Genomic DNA, 15,174 nt, shown 5'->3' with positions numbered 1-15,174 from the left:
TGCGAAAATCCTCAAGAAAGAGCATTTATCTCGCGCAAGTCAATCTAAAATCTCAAATCTAAAATCTCAAATCGATTGACGGATAACCTTTATGCGGTTCGGTGCAACGTAGTTGTTAGATTCACACTCTAGACGCGATCGCAGAAGTTTTTGAAATAATTTTAGCAAACTGAGAAACTGAACCCGGAGCCGATCGCGCTTTATCGCTTCTAACCTAAGAGAGAGCGAGATTTCGCCCTCTACTGGCATTATAGTTAGGAACGGGAACCTAAAATCGCATATGCCGCAATACTTCGGAAAACTTCAAACCACTGAACAGCCTTGGTCAATTATCGGCTCAGTACAATCGATCGATAAAACCGAGCGCACAATTCACTTTAATTGCGGCGAAACTTCCCTAAACATCAGCATCCTCGCACCGAAATTAATCCGAGTGCGAATGTCGCCGACAGGTGAATTTAACAGCCGATCGCACTCAATAACCATCGCTGACGAAGAGTGGGAAATTATACCATTTGAAGTGCGAGAAACCGAGGAAAAAATAGAAATTGAAACATCACAAATATTAATTTCCGTAAAGCGATCGCCCGCTGCAATCGAATGCTTTGACAAATCGGGAAAACCCTTTGCTAGCGACTGCGATCGCAGTATGGGATGGCGCGCAGGTGCAACCGCGGGCTGGAAGCGCATCGAAGCAGACGAGCACTTCTACGGTTTCGGCGAACGCACCGGCTTTCTCGACAAACTCTCCGAAGTCAAGACAAACTGGACAACCGACTCCCTCGACTACAATTCCCTCACCGATGAAATGTACCAGGCGATCGCATTTTACATCGCCCTGAATCCCGATCGCGCTTACGGCATTTTTTTCAACACGACATTTTGGAGTCAATTCGACATCGGCGCGGAACAACCGGGGGTTTTGCGGATGGAAACCAGAGGCCCGGAACTCGACTACTACATCATTTACGGCCCGGAACCCGCCCAAATTATCGCCACCTACACCCAGTTAACCGGCCGGATGCCGCTTCCGCCAAAATGGGCGCTGGGATACCACCAATGCCGCTGGAGTTACGAATCCGAGGACGTTGTGCGCGAGTTGGCCAAGGAATTTCGCGATCGGGCGATTCCCTGCGATGTCATCCACCTCGACATCGACTATATGCGCGGCTACCGCGTTTTTACCTGGAGCCCGAAGCGTTTCCCCGATCCCGCGAAACTGATCGCAGACTTGAAAGCAGCCGGTTTTAAGGTTGTCACGATTGTCGATCCCGGTGTCAAGTACGAACCGGAAGCAGATTATGAAATATTCGATCGCGGTGTGGAAAATGACTATTTCGTCCGCACCGCAGAGGGAAAGCTATTCCACGGTTACGTTTGGCCGGACAAAGCGGTATTTCCCGACTTCATGAGGCCGTCCGTGCGCGAATGGTGGGGCGAATTGCACAAAACCCTGACAGATGTTGGGATTGCGGGGATTTGGAACGACATGAACGAACCTGCGATCGCCGAACGGCCTTTTGGCGACGGCGGCGAACACATCAGCTTTCCCCTGGATGCACCGCAAGGCCCGGAATCCGATCGCGCCACCCACGCGGAAACGCACAATTTGTACGGGTTAATGATGGCGAAAGCTTGTTCGGAAGGGTTGCAGAAGTTGCGCTCGGGCGATCGATCTTTTGTGCTGACGCGATCGGGTTTTGCGGGCGTTCAGCGTTACTCGTCGGTGTGGATGGGCGACAATCAATCGCAGTGGGAACACTTAGAAATGTCGCTACCAATGCTTTGCAATATGGGGCTTTCCGGCGTGGCCTTTGTCGGTTGCGACATCGGCGGCTTTGCGGGGAATGCAACGGCTGAACTGTTCGCGCGGTGGATGCAGGTGGGGATGCTGTATCCCTTGATGCGCGGTCATTCGGCGATGAGTACGGCGCAGCACGAACCCTGGGTTTTTGGCGATCGCACTGAGAAGATTTGCCGCGAATACATCAATTTGCGCTATCAACTTTTGCCTTATATTTACACGTTGTTTTGGGAAGCAGCGAGGACGGGAACGCCGATTTTGCGACCGCTACTGTATCACTTTCCGCGCGATCGGGCAACTTATCACCTTTACGATCAAGTATTGCTGGGCCCGTCGCTGATGGCGGCACCTGTTTACCGCCCGGGAGTTGAACACCGCGCCGTGTATTTGCCCGAGGGGACTTGGTACGATTGGTGGACGGGCGAATGCTATCAGGGCCCGAGGCACATTTTGGCTTGTGCACCTTTGGAGAGAATGCCGCTTTACGTGCGGGGAGGGGGCATAATTGCGATCGCGCCTGTGAGGCAATTTGTCAGCGAAGAACCGCTTGAGTCATTGAAAATGCGAATTTGGCCCGGAAGCGGTGAATGGACGCTTTATGAGGACGACGGACACAGTTTTGAACACCAAAAAGGTGTCTGGGCTACGACTAATTACAAGGTGTATTTGGAAGGGGAAAAAATCATCGTTGAAATTGCCGCGCGCGAGGGTCAATTTTTGATATCAGAACGCGAAGTTATTGTGGAAGTTGTTGGCGTTGGCGAACAGCGATTTACAGATGACGGTACGGTGCGGCGTTTGACATTTGGATAACTTTGGCATAAAGCGGTTTATGCTATGGTGGCATTCGTTCAGGGCGATGGCTTTAAGAGAAACTTTTTCCTTAAGTAGGAATTATGCCCAAGTCAGCCTTGCCCTTGCAGGCTGGATGCGTAAGCGATGAGATTATATCTTCGTGAACTGTCTGTGTTTTAGGCTGCCATAGACCAGAAGTTTCGGCAAAAATAGTAATTTCTCCTGCACATAATTGTTGCTTAGCTAACCCTGATTTTCCCATCGAAGACCGTTCGCTTGCAGAGCGAACGCACGTTCGAGTAACTTCAGTACAGGCAAAATTTTCCAATCGCTTAGAAGTATCGTTTTTTAGACTTAATAGCAGATCGAATAGCTCGGGGACTACATGACCATAATTATTGGTGCTACCTACGGATAAAACTGCTATTTCTGCATCAATAGTTTCGAGTAATTGCTTGAGATCGTCCCCATTCTTAGGCCATGCTCCGTGATGGGGAATTTTCACAAGGTTAGCGTTAACTTCAGGAGGTTGGCAAATATCTACAAATTCTTTCAGTCCTGCCCCTTCAATATCTGCCAGTAGCAGTGCTGCAAAATTTCCATAAGTAACGCGCAGCACTACAGATATTTCGTTATCTTTACCTTTAATGCTGGCGAGATGATCTTGAGCATATAAAAGCCCTGGATGTAAAACATGAATTTCTAAAGAATCTTTAGAGTATGGATTTGAGCCGCGAGTAGCATCTATAAAATTTATAATGCTCTTTTTTTCCCAGCGTCGTAGTTGATATAAGGCATCTTCAAGACGTTTATTCGCGGCTCTGTTGGAATCAACTTTTTTCTTAGCTTGTTGATATACCTGATAAGGTAGACAAATACTTCCTACTTTTCCACTTTTTAACCAATTGTCTAAAAAAGTAACTAACTCTTCCAGCGATGGAAAATGATCGCGGTGTTCGTGGGTGATATAAATTCTGCTGATATTCGTTTCTTTTTTATTTTGAAACCATTTAAGAAGAGTAGGTATTTTATGGAGATCAATTACAATGGCCGAACCGCCATTAGGATAGATAATTATGCTATCAGCATTGCCAACTGGTAAAAAAACAAATTCACAAGTCATAAATTTATTTTACTCCTCTATATCTAATTCTTCTCTTAGCTCATCGTCGGTTAAATAAGGACGAGGAGTATGGCTAAATTGTCTAATAGCCCAAGGACGTTGGGCAAGTTCTGCAAATGTTTCTACATCCTGACTTAGTTCAGCTTTAAAAACTGTACCATCCAGCGCCCAACCAGGCATTTCAGGCAAAATTGGTAGCCATTCTTGTCTATTATCATCTATCAAACCACTCAAATATAAATAAATTTGACTGGTATCTTCCGATACTTCTAAAACTTGACCACGCACTGTAAATGTAGGCTTTGTTCGTTCGGATTTCCATAGTTCTAATTCGGGAGGTTTTCCAGTGCGTTTAATTTCTATCCACTGAGGATTTCCATAGGATTCTTCTACAATTTCATCTAATTGTCTGCGTAGAGCATCGGGTTCAGGAATGTCAAAATGTTGTTGATCTCGTGCAATAATTTGACTGGTAATTTCAATTATTCGCCTGTCTATTTTCTGAGGTAAGAGAAGTTTACATAGCTCCTCACTTGTTATTTCATGTGTTTTTCGACCAATTAGAGATAGTGCATTTACTATGTTAGAAGCTAGGAGACCCAACAACCATAGTCTTTGCTCTTCATAACTTAAGGTAGCCCATTCTTCTAAAAATTCTCTATTTCCAAATGCTTCATTAGGTTTTCCTGCTTCTTGAGCAGGAAGAACACAAAATATATTATTATCAGGACAAAGACCTGTAGTATCTAATTGAGAGGCAAGAGGATACAAAGTGCCTCGATTCACTTTACGACCAACAAAAATTTTTGATAGAGCGAAAAGTGAGGCATACTCTAATCGAGAACTTTCAAGATATTCGTTTCCATACCTTAACCAACGCTGGTTTTCAGGAACTCTACTTGGATCTGCCCATAACCGCTTTTTATCACGCCACCGCATACGCCAGTTTAGCTTACATTCAGTATTCGGTGGACATTGACTAACTGGTTTGTAGTTTTTACTAGGAGTTACTCCATTAAAAACAAAGAAAAGATTTCCTAAAGGTATTGTAGGAACGTCAATATCTATGGATGGTGATGTAAAAGAGGTCCAATTTTTTTCAGGCTCCTCTAATTTTGATATCCATGTTGTACCAAGAAAACCATTTTCGCGACTTTCCGCAATCCGAATCTGAGAAAAAATTGCTCTTGTAGCAACGGGGAATGTTATTTTTGATTTACCTACACTTCCTAAAATCACACATACATCTTGTTTAGCATCAATGCCCACATTACCTGCTGGTAATTGCCAGACTTCAAAAATTTGGCAGGTTTCAGTAATTAATTTTCGTGCCTTTGGGATGCCATGAGTTGTATTAGTTAAAAAAGATTGCGGCAAAATAAAAGCAAATTGATCATCTTCTCCTAACCAGCTTAAAGCTTTTTCGATAAATTTCGCAGCTCGTTGAGTATTGCCATCTTCGGCAAAAGGAGGATTGGCAACAACAACACGCGGCTTGATGCCCATGTTCGCCTTATTTAGATTCTCGTAATCCTGATGAGAAAAGTGGGAAGGGAAGGGAAAAGTAACAGCCTCCCCCAGGGACTCTCTGGCCAAAGTGTATCGGAGCTGTGTTACCAAATGTGCATATTGGTCTAAATCGTTACTCGCTACATGGCGTTCAAGATATAAATTTCGCTGGTTGATATCTTCAGGAATATCAGACATCCCTGCAAGCCGGGATGTAGCAGCTAAAAGGAGGCTGCCGGAACCTGCGGCTGGATCAAAAATTACTCGATCCTCTGGTCTTAACCTTTCCAAAGGAAGCAATTCAAGCATACGTTCTGCGATCGCCACAGGTGTGTAATGCCGCTGTAAATCACTCCAAGCTTCACCTCCAATATCACGGGGCAATTCTTTGATAGCTCGTTCGTATAGCAGGCCAACATCCTTATGATCGACCAACGCGAAGCTGACTCGACTCCCTAGATTAGCACCTAAGCGCTGCAATACTCTATTACCTAGATGGGGTATAGATTCCTCAAGCGCTTTCTTAAAAAAACCATTTGCACGAGACACTGTGTCCTCAAGCAAGGTTCGAGGATCGTTGGTTGGGATTAAGGAACCAAAAAAGCCTTTATCTTCTAAGATTCGTGCTGCTAAATATGCGATCGCCACACGGATTGCATGACCCGCTATCTCTGTGCGAGAGGAGATAATGCCTTGTGGATATTTTCGCTGATTTGAAACGCCAATCTCTTCAAGCGCTCCTTGAATTGCCTCTTGAAATGCTTGATCAAGTTCGGCTCGTTGTCGAAGTATAAAGGAGAAGCTATTCTCGGAAATTGATTCTTCCAAATCTGCCCATGAAAGCTGACCTGTACGAAACTCTGCCAATGCCTTTGGTGTAAACAGGCGACTTCTTGATGCAGTAAGCTCTACAGCCAGAGATTCAGGTTCTATTTCCAGTGCCTCTAACTTGCCAGATGGCTCGTAATACTGAAGCAGATACATCTCATCCGAGACTAACAGCCCTGCACGGATAGGCCAATCACGTAGCCACCGCTTCCACTGTTCCATATTCTGCTGCGAAACAGCTTGAACCATAAATGCCAAATTAGTTGCACTAGGGCGAAGCCCATAATCTGTCCATATAGCATTAACAGCCACAGGTTCTCGATCCTTGTCTGCTACCGGGATACGCACATAGCGGTGTGGCTTCATTTGCCACACTCGCATTGCGGTTTCAACTACATCCTCAAGTCCCGGTGAGCCAGTCATACCAAAGTTATGTCTACTACAAAAGTTATCGCTGGGTAGCGTTACAGCACTGCCGAGCAAGGCATCCAATTAGTAATTACTATAGTGGACTGCTCAAGAAAGGCGTTAGGACTGCAGACTGCAGAACCGTGAAGCTCAGCGCTTGTACAAGCAAATCGCTCTCATTGCCTATGGAGGCAAATGATGACACTGAGCAGCCAAGGTACTAGGAACCCTACTTATAGACGCTGTATTTTATAAATATGCCTGAATAGTACCACATTGTTCTACAAAAAGTCAAATTTGTATAACAATGTCTTAATGAGCCAGACAAGATAGGATTAAGTTATACTTTTTTAAGGTTAGACACCATCCATACCCGACAAACTCTAGACTAAGCGGGTTAAAACTAAAATTTCAGGAAGCAATAGGAGAAGCAAACAACTATGAACCAGATGTCAGGCTTTACACGACAAGAAACAATACATCTGGCAGGCTGCACTTCTAGCCGACTGGCTTATTTAGAAAAAGTAGGCTTAGTTATTCCTTACAGATTTGGAAATAATGGAAGACCAACAGTAGTTTTTAGTTGGGAGCAGCTACTAGAAATTCGAGCAATTAAAAATTTAAGAAAAGATGTTTCTTTACAAACAGTCAGAAAAATAATCAATTTTTTAGATGAGAGCGGTTACGACAATAGCTTGAGAGATAAGCAGTTAGTTGTAGTTGGTGATGAAGTTTTTTGGATGAAGCAAGACTGGTCGGATTTTGGTGACAATATACCCAGCACAGTTAAAGTTGCTGGGAAAAGAAATAGGGCTGTAGGTCAGTACGTTTTACTGGTTATCCCTCCCTTAATTGATATCGTTAATGATATCTGGGAAGCTGCTAAAAAGTCAAAAATAATAGACTTCAAAAGCTTTCAAGAACGAGCTAAAGCTTTGCCTGCTTAATATAAATTCACCATTTTTTTAAATTATTTCGCTATTTATCGGTATTAGAATTTTTGAGGTTAACCTACTTATATTTCCCAATACTGCGCCCTGTCAATGCTGGGCAAACAGTTAATAACTACTGTTATAATATACCGTCCGGGGATGAGTAGACCCGACACCTACCTACAAACTATGCAACCCATCCAAATTACCACATTCCAAGCTCTGTGGCGCAGCTTGGGCTTGATAATCAAAGCCGCACCAATAGAACTCCGCAATTTAATATTACTCAACATTATCCGCGGTGGTGCCCCCTCTGCCGTCCTATTTTTAGATAAATTAATCATTGATGAAGTATCTCGGTTGCTATCGCAAACCCAAACAGCACAGCCCTTTGCTTTGATGCTTTCCCACCCAATATTGCTGTGGAGTATTGGCGGTGTCTTAAGTCTCAAGTTAGTCGGCGACTCCCTCGAAACAATGAGCTCTTTTGCAGCGACATCTTTGCGCGATCGCGTTCAAGGCTTTGTCGAAGGAAAAGTCCTCGAAAAAGTCGCGAATTTCGACGATATCGCCCTGTTTGAAAACCCCGACCTATTAAATATTGTAGAACTCGCAAAAACCGGAGTATCCAAAATACAGCAACTAGCATTTACCCTCAGCATGACCATCACGGGAATTTTTATATTTATTCCATCTATTAGCCTTGCTGCTACCATAGCTTGGTGGGTGCCAGTCCTGATGTTGATTTCATCATCTCCCTCAATTTACATCAAAAGAAAATATAGCAGAATCATCTGGAGAGTTCAAAAAAAGCAAGCTAAAATCACCCGCGAGATGAACTTATCCGCTAGAGTATTGACGGGGGAAGAATACGCGAAAGAATTGCGTTTGTTTGGCTTGCAGGAACTTTGGCTCAAACGCTGGCAGGGTCAGTTTTTGCAGTTTTTTAGCGAGATGCAGCGCATCCGAAAAAAAGGAGCAATTGTTGTACTTTTCTGGTCAGTGTTTAGTAGAATAGGAGTAGCGTTGCCATTTGTTTATGTGGTAATGGGAGCTTTGGGAGGGCGCTATACTTTGGGGGATGTGGCGCTTTATTCGGGTTTGATTGTCCAGGTGGAGCAAAGTTTGCAATTATTGATTGGCAATTATACTAATTTATACGATATTTCCCTCGGCGTTAGTCCGATTTTTCAACTGTTGGAACTCAAACCAGAATTGCAGTCTCCGCTTGGAGATGTGGCGTCTCGTTTACCAGATGGCAGCCAAGATGCCCGCCCCAAAAAAGATAAAATTGGCATCGAGATTAAGGATTTATCTTTCTGCTATCCCGGTAGCAATAAAAGCACGGTTGAAGATATCAACTTAACCATTAATCCGGGTGAAATGCTAGTGCTTGTTGGTGAAAATGGCGCGGGTAAAACAACCCTTGGCAAACTCCTCGGCCGCCTGTACGACCCGACCAGTGGTACGATCGCCTGGAACGGCAAAGATTTGCGATCGTACTCTCTAGCATACGTGCGATCGCGCATCGCCGTCGTCATGCAAGATTACGCCCGTTTCCCCTCCACAGTCCGCGAAAACGTCGGTTTCGGCGACTTGCTTTTACTGTCAGATGACACCGCAATTAACGAAGCTATTTCCGAAGCAGGAATTAGCGCAAAAGTAAATAGTCTTGCCTCCGGTTTAGAGACACCGTTGGGGAAACAATTAGAAGACGGCATAGACTTATCGGGGGGACAGTGGCAAAGAATTGCGATCGCCCGCGCCTTAATGCGGCTTTCTACAGCCGAAGTGCTCATTTTTGACGAACCGACCGCCGCCCTAGACCCCAAGACAGAACACGAAATTTACAGCATCTTCCGCCAAATAGCCGCCGGGAAAACAACCATAGTCATCAGTCACAGATTGGGATTAGCAAAAATAGCCGATCGCATCGCCGTCATGGAAAACGGTAAAATAGCAGAAATAGGAACTCACGACGAATTGATAGCATCAAACGGAATTTACTGCTCGATGTTTACCCGTCAAGCTAGCAGTTATATTTAGAGTTAAATAAACAGTCCGCCAGGGGTTAAAACCCCTGTCTCATAGCGAAAGTCGGTTGAAACCGACTGGGGAGATATTGCAATGCTTGTTCAAAAATGTGTCTTTCAGTCCTCTTTGAGAGGACTTTTGCTATGAGACGGGGGTTTTCAACCCCCGGCGGACTTGTGGGTTAGCGTGGGGAATTTGGCGCGGGTGATTGTGATAAATTATCCCGGATTTGCGATTTAATTTCTCTCGTTAGGTGGCGAGAAACCGAGTTTCTGCGACAATTTTCAGTTGAGTACGAGAAATATCGGAAGAAACCCGGTTCCTGAGATTAGCTGCGTGGCGAGAAACCGGGTTTCTGCGACAATTTGCGGCCTCGCACGAGAAATATCGGAAGAAACCCGGTTTCTGAGCGTGCGATCTTTTTGAGAAAATTGTCAGAAAGTGCGAGTTATAATAAAACCAACCTAGTTGGCTATAATATCAACGATGGAAACTATAACTCTCAACCTACCAGCAGCCGTCGCTTTAACCGACGAACAATTTTATCAATTGTGCATCGCTAATGAAGAGTGGCGATTAGAACAAACCCCCGAAGGAGAACTAATTATTATGCCTCCAACAGGCGGCGAAAGCGGCATCAGAAATTCCGATTTGACTACAGACCTAAATTTGTGGAATCGTCAGACTCGATTGGGAAAAGTCTTTGACTCTTCCACTGTCTTTCAATTACCCAACGGTGCGAAGCGTTCCCCTGATGCTGCTTGGGTAATCCGAGAACGCTGGGAAGCATTATCCGCAGAAGATAAGCGCAGGTTTCCTCCCCTGTGCCCGGACTTTGTAATAGAACTGCGATCGCAAAGTGATTCCCTAGAAACATTGCGGGCTAAAATGCGGTATTATCGAACTAACGGCTGTCGCTTAGGTTGGCTAATTGACCCCCAAACACCTTTAGTAGAAATCTATCGGTTGTCTGAAGATGTAGCAGAAGTAATTAATTTCTCTTTTGACCAACCGCCTACACTTTCGGGTGAAGATGTACTTCCCGGATTTCTTCTAGATCTTACACCTATTCTCAATCCTTGAATCTCGGTTCATTGTCTTTAGTTGGCTGGCGAGAAACCGGGTTTCTGCGACAATTTTTGGTTGAGTACGATAAATATAGGAAGAAACCCGGTTTTTGGGATTCACTGCGTGGCGAGAAACCGGGTTTCTGCGACAATTTTTGGTTGAGTACGATAAATATAGGAAGAAACCCGGTTTCTGAGATTCTTGTGCCTCCGAAAAGTCAACCGTCAACTATCTCCCCGTCAGCGTATCCGCATAAGGATCGGGCAAAGCTTGCTGCACTTCCAAAAGCGACAAAGCATCTGCAGTCAACGGTTGGCTAATCAAATTTTTTTTTAGCCCATCCCCCCGGCGATCGCGCTCTTGCAGCTTCAGCAATTCCTCTTGATAAACAGCAACAATTCGCCCTAAACTCAGCACCAAATCATCCCAATTATCATCTCCCACCAACTTCTCAGAAATTCCCTCAAATAACTCTCCCGCTTGTTTTTTTTGAACATAAGCCTTCAAAAGCTTTCCCGACTTTTGCACAACCGCCTGATAAATGTCCCCATCAGACCACCACAGCCCCTGTTGACTCAGCAGCCAAGTCAAAATATACTCGCGAGCGTGTTGCTCCTTCACCCAGGCCGCGAGATACTGCAAATCTTCCATAGTTACAGTCTCCTAAATTTTCCTCAAAATGTCCGCTTGTTTGTATCTATCGTTACTGCGATCGGCTTAATATCTGCTTTATTATCACCCGCCGATCTCTTTAATATCACTTAAATCTTAAAAAAACCCTACTGATTCACCAAACATCAATTTTTAGCATATAAACATACAATTAAACTGACATCTGGCACCATGCTCAAGAATAAGGAAGAAGCCTGTTCCACAAAGAGTAAATTTTCTTGTCTGGAGTAGGGGTTGGGCTCTTATAGCCCGCCCATCAAAGGCTTATTGACAACGGTGCATGATGTGAGGTTAAACCTAATAGGTCTACTCTCTGACATTTCATCCAGAGGAAAGCGGTACAACCCGCCTCGCTTTCCTCTCTCGCAAATCTATCCTCAAGCGGAACCAGCGAATTATTAGCATGACAAAGCAAAATTTTGGTTTAATCGGTCTAGCAGTGATGGGCGAAAACTTAGCGCTCAACGTCGAAAGCAGAGGCTTCTCCGTAGCTGTGTACAACCGCACAGCAGCCAAAACCGACGACTTCATGGCCCTACGCGCCCCCGGCAAGAACATTGTAGGCACCAAGACTCTGACAGAATTCGTCGATGCCCTAGAAACCCCGCGCCGAATCTTAGTCATGGTGCAAGCTGGGAAACCCGTAGATGCAGTCATAGACCAGCTCAAACCCATGCTGTCACCGGGCGACATGATTATTGACGGCGGCAACTCGCTCTATGACGACACCGAACGCCGCACCAAAGATTTAGAATCGATGGGACTGGGATTTGTCGGCATGGGGATCAGCGGCGGCGAAGAAGGCGCGCTGAATGGTGCTAGCTTGATGCCCGGTGGCACCCGCACTGCTTACGGCATACTAGAGCCAATTCTCACCAAAATTGCGGCTCAAGTAGATGACGGTCCCTGCGTCACATTCATCGGCCCTGGCGGCGCCGGCCACTACGTGAAGATGGTTCACAACGGCATTGAGTACGGGGATATGCAGCTCATTGCTGAAGCCTACGATTTGCTAAAAAACGTTGGTGGATTGAACGGCCAGCAGTTGCAGGAAGTTTTTGCCGAATGGAATACCACAGACGAACTCAACTCGTTTTTGATTGAAATTACGGCTAATATTTTCAAGTACAACGACCCGGAAACTAAGCAACCCTTAGTTGAGGTAATTATGGACGCAGCGGGTCAGAAAGGCACGGGCCGCTGGACTGTAATGAGTGCTTTGGAATTGGGCGTGAGCATTCCCACAATTATTGCTGCTGTGAATGCGAGAATCATGTCTTCTTATAAGGCAGAGCGCGTCAAAGCTTCCCAAGAACTGACGGGGCCTAGCGGCAAGTACGAAGGCGATACTAAAGAGTTTGTGAACAAAGTCCGGGATGCGCTTTACTGCTCGAAGATTTGCTCCTACGCGCAAGGCATGGCGCTGTTGAGCGCGGCCTCGAAGTCGTACAATTACGACTTGAGTTTGAGCGAAATTTCCAGAATTTGGAAGGGTGGCTGTATTATTCGGGCTGGATTTTTGGACAAGATTAAAACAGCTTTCAAGGACGATCCCGAGCTGCCAAATTTGCTGTTAGCGCCGGAGTTCAAACAGAGCATTCTCGATCGCCAATCAGCTTGGCGAGATGTGTTAGCTACTGCTTGCCAACTGGGGATTGCAGTGCCAGCCTTTAGCGCGTCGCTGGACTATTTCGACAGCTACCGGCGCGAAAGATTGCCGCAAAACCTCACGCAAGCTCAGCGTGATTATTTCGGGGCTCACACCTACGAACGCACCGACAAACCGCGCGGCGAATTCTTCCACTCAGAGTGGACGCAGACTGCTAAAGAGTCCCTGCAAACCGGTAGTACGGACTAATTAATTTTTGTAGGGTGCGTTTCGGCGCACCTTACTAATTTCGGATTTTGAACCGCTTCATCCGCGGGATCGCCTCTCAAATCTCAAATCTCAAATCTCAAATCTCAAATTCATTGACGTTGGTTTTGGAGATAGCTTTTAATATATTGGTCGTTAAAGAGCGATCGCCTGACTGTTTGAACAATACTTGAACTTGAGTACACACAAAAAGCCCAAGTCCAAGTATTATTCAAGTTCAGCGCCAACATTGCCTGGAATCAAAACAATTCAACCAGCACTCGATCCCCACGTTTCCACGGTTTGCTGCAACCCTTCTCGGTAGCTGGGATAGCGTGGAGTCCACCCAAACTGCTTGCGGAATGAGTCGCCCCCAACGGTAGTAGAAAGGTTTAACAAATCCACTTTGGTTTCAGCAGTTAAGGGTTGTCATCTGGCAAAAGGTTGAACTAAGTAAATCAACGTAATTAAAAGTAAAATTATCTCCATCTCCATATGTTAGAACCCCCACTTCTTTAAGAATTCGGGGTTCGGGATATTCTGTTTGTTTGAGGTGGGCCTACTTACAGGCTATTCAGTCAGAATTCTATGTCTCAATGACTGAACCAGAAAATCGATTGATTGCCATGTTTGCTGAAGCTGAATAAACGCTACTAAAACATGCAGAACTACAGGAAGCTGTAGTACTCCGATCATTTTTGGTTGGGCGGGGTACAATAGAGATCTTGAATAAATCGATATTCATTCCCAAATTTGATGGGACAAACGAGTAATCATATGTGTTTACCTGTGTACTACTACGCAGAAGCAAGCTACCTCGCTGGTAAAAAACTCTAAAATTTCGGCATTGCTGAATCGAGAGATAAACGGCTAAGCATGATGAGGAAAAGACACATTTCTTAGAGGAGGTTTATTTAGAATGAAAAAAGTTTTATTAGGATTAAAGTCAGAGACTTACGAACATCCTTTCGATCGTAAAGCTTTAGCGTCTCTAGAAAAGATGCCTGGAGTTTCTTTATTGCTCAAGAAAGTGAATGAGTACGGTATCGATCGCCTACTCCGTTTGCAATGTTTGGGCAGTGATTTTCGCGTGACTCCCAACAATTTTCCGGGGTTGTCTCAGGCGTTGGAAGAAACTTGTCAAATTCTCGATTTATCTCCCTGTCCAGATTTATATTTGTTTCGCGGCGTGGGGCATATTATTACCGTTACGATTGGTATTGAAAATCCAATTGTAAATGTAAATTTAGAAGCCTACGAATGGCTTTCTAGCCAAGAACTGCTTTATGTATTGGGGCATGAAGTCGCCCACATTAAGAGTCAGCATTTGCTCTATCATCAAATAGCGATGGTGATGCCGCTTTTAAAAAATTGGGTGAATGCAGCGACATTAGGATTTGGCGGTTTGGCGGCTAATGGGGTAGAACTGGCGTTCTGGAATTGGTTAATGATGGCAAGGTTTACATCAGATCGGGCGGGGTTACTGGCTTGTCAGGATGTGGATGTAGCCATCACCGCGTTAATGAAACTGGGCGGTTTACCCAGTTGCTATGTAACACCAGAAGCGATCGCTGATTTTCTCGTTCAAGTGCGCGAATTTAGCAACAATAGTGTAGAGTCTCAAGGTACACTTACTAAGTTACTCAGTTTCAACGATTCCAGAGAATCTTGGGTCGTGATGCGCGCTTCGGAACTCCTAAAATGGGTCGATTCAGGAGACTATAAAACCTTACTCGAACAACCCAATCAACCGCCACCACTATTATTAGACCCAGACGCTACAGAAGATTGGAATTTTCTAAAGTCTTGGTAAATTCCGTATGCTAACACCTTGTCTTTAATAGAGTTTTTGGGAAATAAAACCAGTTTTGAGACAGGGTTTTTCCGATGATCTGCCACATTTCTGTTTCAGTTTGGTTTCAGCAGTTAAGGGTTGTCATCTGGCAAAAGGCTGAACTAAGTAAATCAACGTAATTAAAAGTAAAACTATCTCCATCTCCATATGTTAGAACCCCGACTTCTTTAAGAATTCGGGGTTCTGGCTATTCTGTTTGCTTGAGGTGGCCTACTTAGGGCTTGCTGAAAAAGTCAGAAAACAGCATTTAGAAAGATGAGTGAATTTGAGATCGCCTCGGCAATATAAGTT

10 protein-coding genes are annotated in these 15,174 nt (G+C 44.9%); 6 read left to right on the top strand and 4 right to left on the bottom strand.

The window, feature by feature from the left end:
* The first annotated feature begins 280 nt into the window (after positions 1 to 280).
* Positions 281 to 2,617: a glycoside hydrolase family 31 protein gene (locus QUB56_RS12400; protein ID WP_332955489.1), complete on the top strand. Its 2,337-nt coding sequence runs from the start codon at positions 281 to 283 to the stop codon at positions 2,615 to 2,617.
* Between the two features lie 70 nt (positions 2,618 to 2,687).
* Here the strand turns inward: QUB56_RS12400 and QUB56_RS12395 are convergent, their stop codons facing one another.
* Positions 2,688 to 3,722: a hypothetical protein gene (locus QUB56_RS12395; protein WP_332955487.1), complete on the bottom strand. Its 1,035-nt coding sequence runs from the start codon at positions 3,720 to 3,722 to the stop codon at positions 2,688 to 2,690.
* A 9-nt stretch (positions 3,723 to 3,731) separates the two neighbouring features.
* On the bottom strand, positions 3,732 to 6,551 hold the full coding sequence (locus QUB56_RS12390) for an N-6 DNA methylase (protein ID WP_332955486.1): 2,820 nt from the start codon (positions 6,549 to 6,551) through the stop codon (positions 3,732 to 3,734).
* A gap of 356 nt (positions 6,552 to 6,907) precedes the next feature.
* Between QUB56_RS12390 and QUB56_RS12385 the strand changes: the two genes are divergently transcribed.
* From QUB56_RS12385 to QUB56_RS12375, 3 genes are all read left to right on the top strand, one after another.
* Complete coding sequence (locus tag QUB56_RS12385; protein ID WP_332955485.1) at positions 6,908 to 7,414, top strand: MerR family transcriptional regulator; 507 nt, start codon at positions 6,908 to 6,910, stop codon at positions 7,412 to 7,414.
* 174 nt (positions 7,415 to 7,588) lie between these two features.
* The gene (locus QUB56_RS12380) at positions 7,589 to 9,445 is read left to right on the top strand and encodes an ABC transporter ATP-binding protein (RefSeq protein ID WP_332955484.1); all 1,857 of its coding nucleotides are present in this window, start codon (positions 7,589 to 7,591) and stop codon (positions 9,443 to 9,445) included.
* A 474-nt stretch (positions 9,446 to 9,919) separates the two neighbouring features.
* Positions 9,920 to 10,516 carry a Uma2 family endonuclease gene (locus QUB56_RS12375; RefSeq protein WP_332955483.1) on the top strand — a complete coding sequence of 199 codons (597 nt, stop codon included), beginning with the start codon at positions 9,920 to 9,922 and terminating at the stop codon, positions 10,514 to 10,516.
* 213 nt (positions 10,517 to 10,729) lie between these two features.
* On the opposite strand, the gene QUB56_RS12370 is transcribed toward QUB56_RS12375, so the two are convergent.
* Entirely contained in the window at positions 10,730 to 11,152 is a 423-nt protein-coding gene (locus QUB56_RS12370; RefSeq protein WP_332955481.1) for a hypothetical protein, read from the bottom strand.
* Positions 11,153 to 11,576: 424 nt separating this feature from the next.
* Between QUB56_RS12370 and gnd the strand changes: the two genes are divergently transcribed.
* A complete protein-coding gene (gnd, locus tag QUB56_RS12365) occupies positions 11,577 to 13,031 on the top strand; it encodes a decarboxylating NADP(+)-dependent phosphogluconate dehydrogenase (RefSeq protein WP_332955479.1) in 1,455 nt (484 codons plus the stop codon).
* Positions 13,032 to 13,298: 267 nt separating this feature from the next.
* Here the strand turns inward: gnd and QUB56_RS12360 are convergent, their stop codons facing one another.
* Entirely contained in the window at positions 13,299 to 13,433 is a 135-nt protein-coding gene (locus QUB56_RS12360) for a hypothetical protein (protein ID WP_332955477.1), read from the bottom strand.
* Positions 13,434 to 13,947: 514 nt separating this feature from the next.
* Here QUB56_RS12360 and QUB56_RS12355 point away from each other — a divergent pair.
* Positions 13,948 to 14,841: a M48 family metallopeptidase gene (locus QUB56_RS12355; RefSeq protein WP_332955476.1), complete on the top strand. Its 894-nt coding sequence runs from the start codon at positions 13,948 to 13,950 to the stop codon at positions 14,839 to 14,841.
* The last annotated feature ends 333 nt before the right edge of the window (positions 14,842 to 15,174 follow it).

This window comes from Microcoleus sp. AR_TQ3_B6 (assembly GCF_036702785.1).
Classification (GTDB): Bacteria; Cyanobacteriota; Cyanobacteriia; order Cyanobacteriales; family Microcoleaceae; genus Microcoleus.
The sequence above is the reverse complement of the archived record's forward strand: the minus strand, read 5'-3'. Positions and strand labels throughout refer to the sequence as shown.

What these genes read in the sequence shown, in the direction of transcription:
- QUB56_RS12400 (WP_332955489.1), top strand. Translation starts at nt 281, where the DNA reads ATGCCGCAATACTTCGGAAAACTTCAAACCACTGAACAGCCTTGGTCA.
- QUB56_RS12395 (WP_332955487.1), bottom strand. Translation starts at nt 3,722, where the DNA reads ATGACTTGTGAATTTGTTTTTTTACCAGTTGGCAATGCTGATAGCATA.
- QUB56_RS12385 (WP_332955485.1), top strand. Translation starts at nt 6,908, where the DNA reads ATGAACCAGATGTCAGGCTTTACACGACAAGAAACAATACATCTGGCA.
- QUB56_RS12380 (WP_332955484.1), top strand. Translation starts at nt 7,589, where the DNA reads ATGCAACCCATCCAAATTACCACATTCCAAGCTCTGTGGCGCAGCTTG.
- QUB56_RS12375 (WP_332955483.1), top strand. Translation starts at nt 9,920, where the DNA reads ATGGAAACTATAACTCTCAACCTACCAGCAGCCGTCGCTTTAACCGAC.
- QUB56_RS12370 (WP_332955481.1), bottom strand. Translation starts at nt 11,152, where the DNA reads ATGGAAGATTTGCAGTATCTCGCGGCCTGGGTGAAGGAGCAACACGCT.
- gnd (WP_332955479.1), top strand. Translation starts at nt 11,577, where the DNA reads ATGACAAAGCAAAATTTTGGTTTAATCGGTCTAGCAGTGATGGGCGAA.
- QUB56_RS12355 (WP_332955476.1), top strand. Translation starts at nt 13,948, where the DNA reads ATGAAAAAAGTTTTATTAGGATTAAAGTCAGAGACTTACGAACATCCT.